Origin of the sequence: Alcaligenes parafaecalis (assembly GCF_026344135.1) — a bacterium.
GTDB lineage: Bacteria > Pseudomonadota > Gammaproteobacteria > Burkholderiales > Burkholderiaceae_B > Alcaligenes > Alcaligenes parafaecalis.
On record NZ_JAPKNA010000002.1, the window covers coordinates 754,520 to 769,480 of the forward strand.

The 14,961-nt window shown below is 55.8% G+C and carries 12 protein-coding genes; 5 read left to right on the forward strand and 7 right to left on the reverse strand.

Annotation, left to right across the window (positions count from 1 at the left end):
• The first annotated feature begins 65 nt into the window (after positions 1–65).
• A complete protein-coding gene (locus OSH09_RS10310; protein ID WP_266120922.1) occupies positions 66–2,438 on the forward strand; it encodes a TonB-dependent siderophore receptor in 2,373 nt (790 codons plus the stop codon).
• 181 nt (positions 2,439–2,619) lie between these two features.
• Here OSH09_RS10310 and iaaH read toward each other — a convergent pair whose 3' ends face one another.
• The 3 genes from iaaH to OSH09_RS10325 form a co-directional block, all read right to left on the reverse strand.
• Positions 2,620–4,047 (reverse strand): indoleacetamide hydrolase, encoded by a 1,428-nt coding sequence (gene iaaH, locus OSH09_RS10315; protein ID WP_266120923.1) that lies wholly within the window; start codon positions 4,045–4,047, stop codon positions 2,620–2,622.
• Between the two features lie 120 nt (positions 4,048–4,167).
• Positions 4,168–5,313 carry a GGDEF domain-containing protein gene (locus OSH09_RS10320; protein ID WP_266120924.1) on the reverse strand — a complete coding sequence of 382 codons (1,146 nt, stop codon included), beginning with the start codon at positions 5,311–5,313 and terminating at the stop codon, positions 4,168–4,170.
• A 901-nt stretch (positions 5,314–6,214) separates the two neighbouring features.
• On the reverse strand, positions 6,215–6,916 hold the full coding sequence (locus tag OSH09_RS10325; protein ID WP_266120925.1) for a pirin family protein: 702 nt from the start codon (positions 6,914–6,916) through the stop codon (positions 6,215–6,217).
• 97 nt (positions 6,917–7,013) lie between these two features.
• Between OSH09_RS10325 and OSH09_RS10330 the strand changes: the two genes are divergently transcribed.
• The 4 genes from OSH09_RS10330 to OSH09_RS10345 all read left to right on the forward strand — a co-directional run bounded on the left by OSH09_RS10330 (position 7,014) and on the right by OSH09_RS10345 (position 10,885).
• Positions 7,014–7,931, forward strand: a complete 918-nt coding sequence (locus tag OSH09_RS10330; RefSeq protein WP_207875657.1) for a LysR substrate-binding domain-containing protein — start codon at positions 7,014–7,016, stop codon at positions 7,929–7,931.
• A gap of 61 nt (positions 7,932–7,992) precedes the next feature.
• Positions 7,993–8,460, forward strand: coding sequence for a nuclear transport factor 2 family protein (locus OSH09_RS10335; protein ID WP_207875656.1), 468 nt, complete (start codon positions 7,993–7,995; stop codon positions 8,458–8,460).
• A gap of 245 nt (positions 8,461–8,705) precedes the next feature.
• Positions 8,706–9,701, forward strand: a complete 996-nt coding sequence (locus tag OSH09_RS10340; protein ID WP_266120926.1) for a phosphate acetyltransferase — start codon at positions 8,706–8,708, stop codon at positions 9,699–9,701.
• Complete coding sequence (locus OSH09_RS10345) at positions 9,698–10,885, forward strand: acetate/propionate family kinase (protein WP_266120927.1); 1,188 nt, start codon at positions 9,698–9,700, stop codon at positions 10,883–10,885. Before OSH09_RS10340 ends, OSH09_RS10345 begins: the two co-directional genes overlap by 4 nt.
• Before the next feature lie 16 nt (positions 10,886–10,901).
• On the opposite strand, the gene OSH09_RS10350 is transcribed toward OSH09_RS10345, so the two are convergent.
• The 4 genes from OSH09_RS10350 to OSH09_RS10365 all read right to left on the reverse strand — a co-directional run bounded on the left by OSH09_RS10350 (position 10,902) and on the right by OSH09_RS10365 (position 14,938).
• On the reverse strand, positions 10,902–12,203 hold the full coding sequence (locus tag OSH09_RS10350) for a sulfate adenylyltransferase subunit 1 (protein ID WP_266120928.1): 1,302 nt from the start codon (positions 12,201–12,203) through the stop codon (positions 10,902–10,904).
• Positions 12,203–13,114 (reverse strand): sulfate adenylyltransferase subunit CysD, encoded by a 912-nt coding sequence (gene cysD / locus OSH09_RS10355; protein ID WP_222668685.1) that lies wholly within the window; start codon positions 13,112–13,114, stop codon positions 12,203–12,205. The genes OSH09_RS10350 and cysD overlap by 1 nt, the downstream gene beginning before the upstream one ends.
• Positions 13,115–13,123: 9 nt before the next feature.
• Positions 13,124–13,861, reverse strand: a complete 738-nt coding sequence (locus OSH09_RS10360) for a phosphoadenylyl-sulfate reductase (protein ID WP_266120929.1) — start codon at positions 13,859–13,861, stop codon at positions 13,124–13,126.
• Positions 13,862–14,047: 186 nt separating this feature from the next.
• Positions 14,048–14,938 carry a DMT family transporter gene (locus OSH09_RS10365; RefSeq protein ID WP_266120930.1) on the reverse strand — a complete coding sequence of 297 codons (891 nt, stop codon included), beginning with the start codon at positions 14,936–14,938 and terminating at the stop codon, positions 14,048–14,050.
• Positions 14,939–14,961 lie beyond the last annotated feature (23 nt).

Below are 14,961 nucleotides of genomic sequence, written 5' to 3' on the forward strand. Positions count from 1 at the left end.
CTAGGGCGCGACCGACCTATCTGCGCCTGGCCCTTGGGCTTGCTTTGGCTGCCGCTCCGCTTGCCATGCCCGCTACAAGCAGGGCACAAGCCACCTCAGAGCGCGGCATTGTCTTTGCCATTTCGTCTGCGGCCCTGGATACGGCTTTGGGACAGTTTGGTCTTGCGGCCAAGGTAACGATAGCCGCATCGCCGGATCTGACCAGTGGAGTAAGGACTCAAGGGGTAAGCGGTCGATACACCGCGCAGCAGGGTCTGGAAGTCTTATTAAGTGGGACGGGCCTGCAAGCGGTAGCGAATAGCAATGGCGAAGGCTATCATCTGCGCCGTATCGCCAAGCAAGCACCGGGTGTATCCATGCTGGAGTCGGTAAAGGTCAGAAGTGGGGCTAGAGATGCCGTGACAGAAGGTTCTGGCAGCTATACCGCCCGCGCCGTGACCATAGGCAAAGGACAGCAAAGCCTGAAAGAAATCCCGCAGTCTGTGACGGTGGTGACACGTCAGCGCATGGATGATCAGAATGCCACCACGCTGGATGATGTGCTGGCCAACAGTACGGGCATGACGCTTTATAAAAGCCCTATGGGCGGGAACTACGTGTTCTCGCGCGGGTTTCGGGTTGACAGCTATCAGTTCGATGGCATTAACCGTGCGTTTTATTATCCGCAGGCCAATAGCTTTACCAGTAATACTGTCATTCTGGATCGGGTGGAAATCATCCGTGGCGCAACGGGTCTGCTGCAAGGGGCAGGCTCGCCTAGCGCTGCCGTGAATCTGGTGCGCAAACGTCCACTGGCAGAAAATCAGGTGGAAATGATGGTCAGTGGTGGTTCGTGGAATAACTACCGGGCCGATGTGGATGTGACTGGCCCCTTAAGTGAGGACGGTGCTTTGCGAGGCCGGGCTGTCGCCAGCTATAACGAGCGCGACTATTTCTATGATTACGCTAAAAGCAGCACTGGCGTGCTGTACGGTGCGCTTAGCTATGACTTCAGCCCGGACACCACGTTGACCGGAGGATTGAGCTACGAAAAGCTGCGCTCCAAACCGTTTTTCCATGGTTTGCCACATTATCCAAATGGAGATGACCTGGGTTTGAGCCGGTCAACGTCATTGGCTCAGGATTGGAATCGTTGGAATGGCACACAGACTTCGGCTTTTGCGGAGTTGTCCCATCGCTTCAATGATGACTGGTCGATGCGTCTGACAGGCACAAGTACACAGGAGTCCAATGACTCCAAATATGCGTTTTATATGGACGGTCCGATCAATCCGGCTACTGGTCTGGGTTTTCTGATGGCCGGTGGTGTATTTGATTTCTCGACACGTAATAAGGGATTGGATCTGGAGGTCAATGGTGCGTTCGAGGCGCTGGGTCGTAAACATTCTCTCAGTGTGGGTGCAAGCTTTAATGATCTGACCAGCAAGAATGATTTTTCCTTGGCGAGCATGGCTCATCCCATTGACGTCTGGAACCCCAACCCCCATGTGCCAGAGCCTTCGGATGATTGGTTGAGAGAGAACTCGTATCGGGGTGGGGCCACCATTGTAAAAATGAAGCAGAAAGGGGTGTACGGGGTGGGGCGTTTCAGCCTGGGCGACCCCTTGACCTTGGTGGCGGGTGCGCGGATTAGCTGGTATGAAAATAACAGTCGCTATCGCGACACCGGACTGTCTTATACCGACCCTTATAAAGAAAATGCAGTGGTCACGCCCTATGGGGGGCTGATCTATGAACTCACTCCCGATTGGTCCGCCTATGCCAGCTTTGCACAGATTTTTGAGCCTCAGAACTCATTGGATGCTGCTGGCAAAATACTGGACCCGATTCAAGGGACCAATTACGAGTTGGGCCTGAAGGGAGAGTTGCTGGATGGACGGGTAAACACGTCCGTAGCCTTGTTCCGTATTGATCAGAAAAACCGGGCTCAGCAAGACTTGGTGGGCAATTGTGCGGTGGGCGATATTTGCTATCTGTCCAGTGGCAAAGTACGCAGCCAGGGTATTGATGCGGAGATCAGTGGGGAGTTGGCTCCAGGCTGGCAACTATTTGCAGGCTATACCTTCAATACCTTGAAGTTCCTGGATGATACGCAAGTTCAGACAACCTCTTTTGGGCGTACTGTCACCCCCAAGCATATTTTCCGCTTGTGGTCTGACTATCAATTGCCCGGTGCGTATTCTGCTTGGAATCTGGGCGGCGGTGTGAACTTCCAGACCGGCAGTCATACTGAAACGCGAGGAGTCAAAGTGGCTCAAGCCTCTTATGCCTTGTGGAATGCCCGTGTGGGTTATCAGATCAACAGTAATTGGTCGGCAGCGTTGAACGTCAACAATCTGTTTGATAAGAAGTACTATCAGACCATTGGTGCGCCGGGCTGGGGCAGCTTCTATGGCGAGCCACGTAATGCGACTTTGACCTTGCGCGGGCGTTTCTGACACTGAGTATCAGTGGCAGCCGTTCAGTCTACGTCCAGGTATTGCCTTAATGGCGACAAAACCGGCTGGCTCCAAAAGGAATCCAGCCTGTTTTTTATAGGGCTAATGGAGTTGTTAAAACCAACTGCTCAACTCTTTTCAATTACGCTCCTGTGTGTCTGCTTAACCCTCAAGCAAGGTCTTAGGCAGCGCTAGATCGTTTGCTCAAATCTGGGGCGGGTGTAGCTGGCAACAACGGATCAATCGCGTGGCATAGAGCCAGCAACTGATCATCCGCGCCGATACCCGCTTCAATCAGCATCCCCACTGGTAAACCACCAGACAAGCCGATAGGCAGGGAAATACCCGGTGCACCCAGGTTCGAGCCCACATCGGTGCGGGAGATATAGGTGTTGAACGTAGGTACTGCCTTGCCGTTCATCATGGTGGTTTCATCATCGCCAATCGGGCAGGCAGTCAGTGGGCTGGTCGGGAAGATCAAGCCACCTACATTGGACTGGCGCAGCAGGTCTGCATAGGCTTGCTGCATCAGGGGGCGGTCTACATTCAGCGCTTCTTCGTAGGCTTCCTGGCTGATGGTGTAGTCGCCCGTAATGGCATCGAAAATCTCTTTTACGTCCGGGCTGTGAATACCGGCAATCAGCTCGTCCAGACCAATGCCGTACTTGTTTTCGGCCAGATACAAAGGCAGGTTCTGCAAGGTCTCGTACAGCACAATCGGCATGCCGACGCGGGCATTGATTTTCAGAACTGGGGACAGGTCTACATCGACCAGCGTGACACCGGCTTTTTGCAAATCATCCAGAAATGCGAGGGTGACGTCGGCCACACCGACATCCATCTCTTTCCAGAAGCTGTCACGGGGCACACCCAGACGCAGTTCTTTCAAGGAGGGAGTGGCGATAACAGACGGGGCTTGCTGGCAGAGCAGGCTGTCCAGCAGGCTGATGTCAGCCAGACTGCGAGTCATGGGGCCAGCCGTATCGCGGGTAGGGGACAAAGGCACAATGCCCTGACCCGAATAACGGCCCACCGTAGGACGGAAACCGTACAGGCCGCAAAGCGCTGCAGGCAGACGCACAGAAGCGCCCGTATCTGTACCCAAGCCAGCCGGGAATTGACGAGCCGCCACCACCGTCGCGGTGCCGCCAGAAGAGCCACCGGGAATGCGGTTCGGGTCATACGGGTTGCGGCTGGGGCCGGTAGTAGCGTTATTGGTCGTAATGCCAAAAGCCAGCTCGTGCATCACGGACTTGGCAGGCAGTACGGCACCAGCTTTACGCAATTGTGCGACCACATCCGCATCTTTCAGCGGCACGCGGCCTTGCAGGGCGCCGGTGCTGGATGTGGTGGGCATGTCTGTGGTGTTCAGATTGTCTTTCATCACCAAAGGCACGCCGTCCAGCGCCAAGGCTTCGCCACGGGCGCGGCGTGCGTCGGATTGATCTGCCTGCTGGTAAAACAGCTCCGCATTCAAATGAGCCAGACCGCCCAAATGGGCCATTTCTTGTGATTGTTTGAGCAGCTCGTCGGCAATCTCGCGGGCGCTGAACTGGCTTTTTTCCAGACCTGCCAGCAGATCGCTGGCGCTAAGTTCGGTAAGTGACATGAGGTCTCCTGGGGAGGCGTGAACGCCCCCGGCTTTGCTGTGATAATCCGATCAATCAGCCTCTAACAGGGCTGTCTTGAAAAAGAGACTGTAAGGGTATCAGCAAGCAGGAGGAATAACTCAGGAAGCCTTCCAAACGACCTTGTTGCGGCCAGCATGTTTGGCTTCATACAAAAGCTGGTCGGCCTGTTCAATGGCCAGGTTGATGTCGCCATTGCTGCTGAGCTGAACCACCCCAAAACTGGCCGTTAAGGTATGTGCCGTGGCGGGGATATGCAGATTCATCACACTGCTGCGCAAACGCTCGGCAACCAGCACGGCGGTATGCAGGCTGGCACTGCGTATCAGCAAGACAAACTCCTCGCCCCCAAAGCGGGCCGCCAAATCATCCTGCCTTACCGTGCGAGCCAGCAAAGCCCCGAACTCCTTCAAGGCCCGGTCGCCCGCAGCATGGCCCCAGGTGTCATTGACCATTTTGAAGTGGTCCAAGTCGCAAGTCATGACCGCCCAGCCACTATGACCATACAGCTCCAGGCGCTTTTTAACCTGCTCGAAAAACGCACGACGATTCAACAAACGAGTCAAAGGGTCCCGGCTGCGCTCATGATCCAGCGTCTGCACAATCGACATGGCCGTACTGGTCAAAATAGCCAGCGCGACCCAAATGCTGATGAACATATTGGTCGCTAACATCACGAGCCAAAAGCCGGAGCGGGTCAGCTCCGGCTGCAGCTCGCGAGGGATCAGCGTGGCCAGCGCAGACACACGAACAAAAGCATAGAGCAGAGCCGTCAGATAAGAGGCCCGCAACAGCGTTGCCAAAGGAATCGTGCGCGCCCTGCTGGACAAGATCGACTTGACGGGCAGGGCGACCAACAAGGCCAGGCCCCAGTTCAGAATCTGCAAACGTAGCCAGAGATCATCATCAATCTGGGAAAAATAAAAAAGCAGCCCCAGCGTGATGAACATGATCGCCCAAGCCAGCCTGGGATGAGCACGCCCGCCAAAACGCAACGCGACCCCATGAGACAAAGCCCAGACACCAAACAAATACATGGCCGACAAAGGCAGAGTCCAGCGCGCCAATAGCCCATTGGGCATCAGACTATGAATCCCCATAGGAATAGCCGTGGAGATATACCCCGAAGCAATCCAGAGCAAATAACGGTGATCGCGTAGACGGCTCCAGCAGTAAATCATTGCGATGCCCAGCAATGCCGCGCAGGCAGGGACGATCAGAACAAAATACTGGTTGGGAGAGGACACGGTGAGTTCGCGTGCATTAAGAAGAGTTGAAAATTGGCGTTACAACAATTGTAACGATATTGTTGCAGCGCAGACGCTTGTTGATTGAGAACAAACAGTTTAATCAGAGAAAAGGAGAGATTTCGATCTGCTTTATGAGCCAGTTTCCGTAAAGGGAAAGCTCCACAGAATAGGAAAGGGGAGAAAAAGAGGGAATTGTTTACTTTACCTAAACAAAAAATCAGGCCTGCTTTTCAAATCAAGACCAAAAACAGACAAGCGAGGCTGTCCACTCCCAGCATCGTTTTTCATGACAAGAAAATAAGCCACACAAAATACCCCTGAATCCATCATCAATTAGCCCATAAAGCGCCATCTAAGTTACGTTTCGGCCTTACTTTGCTTCACGATGCGAGCCGCTTGGAACCCAGTCAGCGGTTTCAGGGCGATTCAGAGTACTTGCCGCGGTCTGTTCTGGAATCCGGGATGCAAGCCCTGTGCTGTTTGAGCGGGGCGCTTGTACTTGGTCCGGGGGACCAAGTACCCCGTGAGTTCACAGGGCGCCCGGATTCCAGAACAGACAAGGGCACCGGTGCGCAGCACCGGCAAGTGCTCAGCCCTGACACCGCTGACTGGGTTCCAAGTGGCGTCTTTCTGACAAGGCCGAGTACCGAACAAGTGACCTTGCGTCAGCAACCTGCCCGGCCCCTTTAAATGTCCTGTCAGTTTGTTCAATTATTGAGCCGACAGATGACATCTAAAATATGACATCTAAAAAAACAAACATCTTCTCTTACCTGCATTTAGTTCTTGAAAAACAGAAGAACAGAAGAACAGAAGAACAGAAGAACAGAAGAACAAAAATAGAAGAAGGGGAGAGCCCAAATCGCTCCCCCCCATCCTCAACACAGCCCATCAGCAATTACTGCGCCGTCTCAACCAGCACCAGCTCAGCATCCTCCAGCGCCTGAATTTCCAGCGTAGTCTCATTGCGAACCGCCGCCCCATCGCGGGCATTCAACTCCAGACCATTCACCGAAACCCGCCCGGTAGCAGGGACCAGATAAGCCAGATGATCCGCAGGCAAAGACAAAACCGTGCTCTGCCCTTTCTTCAACGTCGCCCCCAGCACACGAGCCTGGGCACGAATAGGCAAAGCCTCCGTGTCGCCCTCAAAACCACTGGCCAAAGCTACAAACTGCCCTGAACGCTCATCCTTGGGAAAAGGCTTGGCTCCCCAGGCAGGTGGCAAACCACGCTGTTCAGGCTGAATCCAGATCTGGAAAATCCGAGTCGTGACAGTCTCCAGGTTGTACTCCGCATGGCGAATACCCGTGCCAGCACTCATGACCTGCACATCGCCTGCTTCCGTACGACCCTTATTACCCAAACTATCCTGATGGCTGATCGCCCCTTCACGCACATACGTAATGATCTCCATATCGGCATGATCATGAGGCGGGAAGCCGGTATTGGGCGCAATCGTGTCGTCATTCCAGACACGCAGGGGACCCCATTCCATGCGAGCAGGATCGTAGTAATTCGCAAAAGAAAAATGATGCTTGGCGTCCAGCCAGCCGTGGTTGGCGCCGCCCAGCTCATTAAAAGGCCGATGTTCAATCATGATGCGCTCCTTAATATTGGATACTAAAAAGAATTCTAAGCGCCTTGTTGATTGAATAAAATAGAATCGATAGCATAGTATTCATTCCAAAATATTCATGAAAACACTTCCAGATCTACAAGCCTGGGCCATCTTCGCCACCGTGGCAGAAACCGGCTCCTTTGCCCAAGCGGCTGACGTGCTGGGGCTTTCCCAGCCCACCGTTTCCAAGGCCATTGCACGCCTGGAGAAACAACTGCAAGTGTCCTTGTTTCACCGCACCTCCCGACGCCTGTCCCTGACAGAAACCGGGCAGGCTAGCCTGGAGCAGGCCCAGGCCGTTCTTGCCGCCGGGCAAAGCGCCGAAGCCCTGGCCCGTGATCAACGAGAGAGCCTGCAAGGGCGCATCAAAATAGCGGCCCCCATGTCCTTTGGTCTGGAGCACCTGGCGCCTTTACTGCCTGCTTTCATGGAAAAGCACCCGGCGGTGTTGCTGGACCTGCACTTTAACGATGCCCAAGTAAACATCGTCGAACAGGGCTTTGACATGGCCTTGCGCATTTCCTCCATGGATGACTCCAGCCTCCTGGTACGCCGTTTATGCAATCTGCGCTTGCGGCTGGTAGCCGCTCCGGCTTACCTGACGAAATATGGCCGACCCAGCCACCCCAGCGATCTAGCGCAACATATCAGCCTGCGTTACGCCTACGAACGAAGAGGCAGCGTCTGGCGCTTCCAGCAGGGGAAAGAGCATTACTCCCAAACCGTGCCCTGCACCCTGCAAGTCAATAACGCTCAGGCTTTGATCCCGCCTTTGCTCCAAGGTTTGGGGCTGACCGTACTACCTCAGTTTTTGTTGGGCGATATGGTGGAGCAAGGCTTGCTGGAGGTCGTTCTGCCTCAATGGGATTTGCCCGGTCTGACACTGCATTTGCTGACCCCGCCCGGTCGTTCCCGCTCGGCACGGGTGCAAGCCTTTATCGACTTTCTGGTGACGGAGTTTGAGCAAGCAGCATGGGCCGATTCAGGCCAGTAAGAGTCTGTTTACGTTTTGCCGCTAGACTGTCTGGTCTACTCTTGTTTTCTAGGAGATCATTATGGATAAACGTCCTCCCTTGCCACCCTTCGAGCAGGAGAGTGCTCGTCAGAAAGTGCGTGCTGCAGAGGATGCCTGGAACAGTCGTGACCCAGTCAAGGTTTCGCAGGCTTATACCGTGGATACACGCTGGCGTAATCGCAGCGAATTTCCGCAGGGGCGCGATCAGGTTCAATCTTTTTTAGAACGCAAATGGCAAAAAGAGCGTGAATATCGTTTGATTAAAGAACTCTGGGCCTGGCAAGAAAACAGGATTGCGGTGCGCTTTGCCTACGAATGGCAAGATGAATACGGCCAATGGTGGCGTAGTTATGGAAATGAAAACTGGGAATTTGATGAGCATGGCTATATGGCCGTGCGCCATGCCAGCATTAATGATGTGGCCATTTCAGAGTCGGAACGCAAGTTCCACTGGCCTTTGGGACGGCGTCCTGATGAGCATCCCAGCCTGAGTGACCTGGGTCTTTAGCCCCAGAGTAAAACGCGCGTAACTTGGCTTTTATTTAAATAAGCCGCCATAAAATAAAAAATCCGGTTCGCAATGTGCGAAACCGGATTTTTTTAAATCTTTACTTTTTATGCTTCATTCATAGCCGTCTTAAAAGAGTTATAGGCAAAATATTGAAGTTTCTCTGTTCGCCATCAAAGACAGGCGCTCAGATAAATGCTTAAGTAGTGGGTTAGCCTTCGTTCATCTCCAAGGAGTCATCTATCATGAATCACCCTGCTGGCTTGGATACGGCCCCCGCGGCTGCTGATCGTACTGGGCCTTCCAGTCATTATTCCCGATTGATCGAGCAAGCTCGTAAAGAGCACAGTCGGATTTGTGTGGTGGCTCACCCTTGCGATGACGTGTCTTTGGGGGCAGCTTTGCAGGCGCGTGCCCTAGGCCTGTTCGAGATTGTGTTGGTGGGGCCCCAGGCCCGCTTGCATTCTGTGGCAGCAGAGCATGGTTTCAGCCTGGAAGGCGTCACCCTGATTGATACGCCGCATAGCCACGCCTCGGCAGAAAGAGCCGTGGAAGAAGTGCTGGCCGGGCGTGCCCAGTTATTGATGAAAGGTAGCCTGCACACTGACGAGCTGATCCAGGCCGTGCTGTGCACCCAGGGCAAAGGCTTGCGTACGGGCCGTCGCTTAAGTCATGTCTTCATCATGGATGTGCCCAGTTACCCAAAGCCTCTGTTTGTGACGGACGGCGCGATCAATATTTTCCCGGACCTCAGCACCAAAGCGGACATTGTGCAAAACGCCATTGATTTGCACCTCGGCCTGGGCTTGGGCAAACCTCTGGTGGCGATCCTGTCTGCCGTCGAGCAAGTCACAGAAAAAATCCCGTCCACGCTGGAAGCGGCAGCGCTGTGCAAAATGGCAGATCGTGGCCAGATTACCGGCGGTGTGCTGGATGGCCCCTTGGCGCTGGATAACGCCATCAGCCCGGAAGCGGCACGCATTAAAGGGATTGTGTCGTCCGTTGCGGGCAAGGCGCAGATTCTGGTTGCTCCCGATCTGGAAGCGGGCAATATGCTGGCCAAGAATCTGACCTTTCTGTCTGGTGCGCAGGCAGCCGGTATTGTGATGGGTGCGCGTGTACCTATCATTCTGACCAGCCGCGCCGACAGTGCGCAGACCCGCATGGCTTCGTGCGCCGTTGCCAGCATCTACGCTGGTCATCTGGAACGTAAAGTTGCTGTGGAGGCCCAGCACTCATGAGCGAGCAGATTCTGGTCATTAACGCAGGTAGTTCCAGCCTGAAGTTTCATATGTACAAAGTTCAGCCGGGCGATCGGCTGGATTTCGAGTTTGGCGGTCAGGTGTCGGGTATTGGCAGTTCTCAGCCAGCCTTCAAGGTGAAAGACGCCCAAGGTCAATCCATGGTCAAGCAGGATCTGGATGGCGAACAGGCCAAAGACTTGCATACGGCCCAGGCTTTAGTGGCGCGCTGGTTGCTGGAGCATGTGGATGGGCGGCCTATTGCGGTGGGTCACCGCATTGTGCACGGGGGCGCTCGTTATGACAGCAGTGTGCGTCTGACACCCGAGGTCTTGGAATATCTGGATAGCCTGTCGCCCCTGGCACCTTTGCATCAGCAAAATAATCTGGCGCCTGTGCGAGTCATCTTCGAGCACTATCCGGAAATTTTCCAGGTGGCGTGTCTGGATACCGCGTTCCACCAAGGTCATGCGCCGCACTTGCAGCACTTTGCCTTGCCGGGTCGCTTCTTTGAACAGGGCGTGCGCCGCTACGGTTTTCATGGCCTGTCTTACCACTATATTTCCCAGCATTTGCAGCGCGAGATCCCCGAACTGGCGGATGGGCGTGTCGTGGTGGCTCACTTGGGTTCCGGCGCGTCTGCCTGCGCCTTGAAAGAAGGGCGCAGTGTTCACACCACCATGGGCTTTACGGCTCTGGATGGCCTGCCTATGGGCACGCGTCCGGGCCGTCTGGATGCGGGCGTCGTCTTGTGGATGTTGGAGCAGGGCATGGAGCACGATGAAATTCAATCTGTGCTGTACACCCAATCCGGCCTGAAAGGTCTGTCGGGCGATCAGGCGGATATGCGTGCTCTGGAAGCCTCGGATGACCCTCGCGCCAAGTTGGCGGTAGAGTACTTCTGCTATCACACTGCTGAAAATCTGGCGGGTTTGTGCGTAGCCTTGAAGGGCCTGGATACGCTGGTGTTCACGGCCGGTATTGGCGAGCACAGCCCCTCTATTCGTGCAGGCATTGCCCAGCATCTGGAGTGGTTGGGTGTGAAAATTGACCCAGCGCGTAATCAGGCTGGGGACACCGTGATTTCCACGGATGATAGCCAGGTGCGTGTTCTGGTCATACCAACAAACGAGGAACTGATCATTGCTGAACAGTCCCTCGCGTTGGTACGTGCCAAGCACTAAGCCTGGGCGCTAGACCTCAGGCAGATTTTTGAACCAGACCGGCGGCGACGGTCTGGTTTGTGCTGGGGTCGATCAAGATGAAAGAACCGGTGCTGGAGTGATCCTGGTAATCATCCAGTACCAGCGGATCCCGGCTGACCAGGCTGACGCGGCCAATATCATTCAAAGACAAGGTGCCAGCAGCCTCTTGTTCCTGCAAGCTGTGAACGTCCCGTAACGCATGCACCGCCTGAACCTTGGCTTGTGTCAGACGCGTCCCCTGTTTCAGCCAGTAGAAGCGGGTGGTGTTCAAGGCCTGCTCGTCCAGCCAGCAGAGTTGCGCATCAAAGTTCTTGCTGGTGCTGACCTGATCGTGGGCCAGTGTCAGCAAATCTCCACGGGAAATATCCAGCTCGCGGTCCAGCACCAGGGTGACGGCATCACCGTCGCTAACCTGAATCTGCTCTTCGCCTGCACGGAACAGTTGTGTCACCACCGCCGTTTTCGCGCTGGGCCACACCTGAACACTATCGCCAACCTGTATGCGGCCACCACTTAACTGACCTGCATAGCCACGGAAACCATCAGCGCGGCTGCCGCCATGACGCGCCACCCACTGCACAAACAGGCGGGCAGGGCGCTGAATGTCTTCGCGCAAATCCAGCGCTTCCAGCAAAGGCAAGAGTGGCAGGCCTGTGTACCAGGGCGTGTGGGGCGAAGCCTGCGTAATGTTCTCGCCTTTCAGGGCCGACAAGGGAATGATCTGAAAGTGTTCAATCCCCAGTTGCGCAGCCAGTTGGCGATAGGCTTCGTGAATGCGGTCGAATACGGCCTGATCCCAATCCACCAGATCCATCTTGTTCACGGCCACCACGATATGACGCAGGCCCAACAGCTTGGCGACAGTACTGTGGCGCTTGGTCTGGGTCAGCAGTTGGCCGTCTTTGGCCCGGTGTGCATCAATCAGGATGATGGCGGCCTGGGCGGTGGACGCACCCGTAATCATGTTGCGGGTGTATTGCTCGTGCCCTGGAGTGTCGGCCACGATGAATTTGCGTTTTGGCGTGGCGAAGTAGCGATAGGCCACATCAATAGTAATGCCCTGTTCGCGCTCGGCTTCCAGACCATCGGTCAGCAAGGCCAGATCGGGTTCGGCGTCCTCGCCACGTTTGTATTTGGAGCGCTGGATGGCCGCGATCTGGTCGGCAAATACGCCCTGGCTATCCACCAGCAAACGTCCGATCAAGGTGGATTTTCCGTCGTCCACAGAGCCTGCGGTAATCAGGCGCAGTACGCCCTGATCGGCGGCCTGGAGCCAGGCATCATTGACTGTGTTCATTAGAAATATCCTTGTTTCTTGCGGTGTTCCATGGAGGCTTCAGAGGTCTGGTCATCCATGCGGGTCGCGCCGCGCTCGGTAATGGTGGCCAAGGCGGTTTCAGCAATAATGTCCTGCACGGACGCAGCGGTAGAGAGCACCGGGCAGGTGCAGGAAATATCGCCTACGGTGCGGAATCGCACATCGCGCCACTCGGAGGTTTCGCCGTCCAGCAAGGGAGTCAGCGGGGTGATGGGCACGATCAGGCCCTGACGCTCCACGACCTCGCGTGAGTGTGTGTAGTAAATGGAAGGCAGATCAATGGCTTCGCGCTGGATGTATTGCCACACGTCCAGCTCGGTCCAGTTGGAAATGGGGAAAACGCGCAGGTTCTCGCCCTTGTGAATACGGGTATTGAACAGGTGCCACAGCTCGGGACGTTGTGCTTTAGGGTCCCACTGGCCGAACTCGTCGCGGAACGACACGATGCGTTCCTTGGCGCGGGCTTTTTCTTCATCGCGGCGGGCACCACCGAAACAGGCATCAAAGCCAAACTCGGCAATCGCTTCCAGCAAGGTGACGGCCTGTGCGCCGTTGCGGCTGGCTGTCTCATGGCGAAGCACGACCGTGCCGCGAGCGATGGAATCTTCCACGCTGCGCACAATCAGCTCAGCATTCAGCTCGGCCGCACGACGATCCCGAAACTCAATGACTTCAGGGTAGTTATGGCCAGTGTCCACATGCATCAAAGGAAAGGGCAGGGGGCCGGGTGCAAAGGCTTTCTGAGCCAGTTGCAGCAGCACGGCGGAGTCCTTGCCGCCGGAGAACAGCAGCACGGGTTTTTCAGCTTCAGCCGCGATTTCGCGCAGAATAAAAATGGCCTCGGCTTCTAGCCAGTCCAGGTGAGTACGGTTGGAGAGAGGTTCGCCCATGAGTTTCCTTCAGGTGTTGACACTGCTATTCAGATTGCTGGCATGCAGGCCGCATTCCAGGCTGTCGCGCTGTTCCCACCACCAGCGCCCGGCGCGCACATCTTCACCGGGGCGAATGGCGCGCGTACAGGGCTCGCAGCCAATGGAGGGGTAGCCTTGATCGTGCAGCGCGTTGTAGGGGATGCTCAACCCACGGATTACGGCCCAGACATCGTCCTGGGTCCATTCGATCAGTGGGTTGAATTTTTCCAGGCCAAAGGCGCTGTCATATTCCTTGCTGACCAAGTCCGTGCGGCTGGCGGTTTGCTCGCGTCGCTGGCCGGTAATCCAGGCCGAACGTCCTTGCAGGGCACGGCGCAGTGGCTCCACTTTGCGGATCGCGCAGCATTCTTTGCGTAACTCCACGCTTTCATAAAAAGCATGTGTGCCATGGGTTTGCACGTGTTCCTGAACCCGGTCCGGATCGGGGTGAAAGAACAGGATGGGGCGTTCGTAGTGCTGCTGAATGTCTTGGCCCAACTGCAAGGTTTCCTCGTGCAGGCGACCCGTATCCAGGGTGATGGTTTGCAAGTCGGGGGTATAGATGGACATGGCGTGAAACAGCACCATGTCTTCCGCGGCCAGAGAGCTGGCCAGCACGGCATCGGCGTGTTCGTGCGCGATTTGCAGCAGATCGTCGCGCAGTTGTTTCCACAGCATCAAGGGCCGGGCGCTTAGAGCAAGCGAGGCAGGGGCTTGGGCGGGCATGATCAGATGTCCTTGCGGCAATACCAGCACCGGCCCTGCACGAATTGGAATCGCGTGGGCCGCGCTATTGCCTTACATGGTTCATGGGATGATGAGCCAGTGTGCTTGCGCGCGCTTACGCTGGGAACGAAGTATTAGTTAGGTGAATATGCCCTTGCTGTATTTAGCCGCCTTCTCATTGCATTTTCAGGCGCGTCGGCTGGCGGCAATAATGGCGATGATGACGATGCAGGACAACCAGGTCAGCAGGTCGACCTGCTCGCTTAACCACACGGCCGAAATCAGTACCGTCAGGAAAGGCTGGGCCAGTTGTACCTGACCAATACGGGCCACCCCGCCCATCGCCATCGCTTTGTACCAGGGAAAGAAACCCAGCAAGGATGAAAACAGGGCCAGGTAGAGCAAGGCCATGATGGACTGGGAGGATGGCATTTCGTTCATGGGGAAGGCCAGCCACAGGGTGGCGGGAATGGTCAGCGGCAGGCTGGCTGCCAGACACCAGCAAATAGTGCGCCAGCCCCCCAGAGAACGAGCGACACGGCCACCTTCGGCATAGCCTACGCCGGCCATGAAAACGGCCAGGGCCAGCCAGATATCCCCGGTTTGCAGGGCGCCTTCACCAATATAGAACGCGTAGAGCAGGACCAGTACGGCACCCAGCAGGCTCAACATCCAGAAGCGGCGGCTCAAGGGTTCGCCGCTGCGTGCCGAGGCCACAATGGCAGTAGCCAATGGAATCAGGCCACTTAACACAGCCCCGTGCGAGGATGGCACGGTTTGCATGGCAATAGAAGAGAATACGGGCCAGCCCACGATCACACCGGTACAGGACAGAGCGATTCCCCGCCACTCCGATGCGGTAGGACGACGGCTGCGTGTAGCCAGCAAAATGATGGCCGCAAAGACACCGGCGATGCTGGCTCGCGCCATCCCGATCAGCCAGGGATCAAAGCTTTGCACCGCCAGCCGCGTCATGGGCAGGGTGAAGGCAAAGACCATGACGCCGATAAAGGCGTAGAGATAGGTCAGCAAGGCAGGAGCAGAAGAGGGGATGGGAAGGCTGGTGCTGCGGCTCATGAAAATCACCACGGATGAAAAAT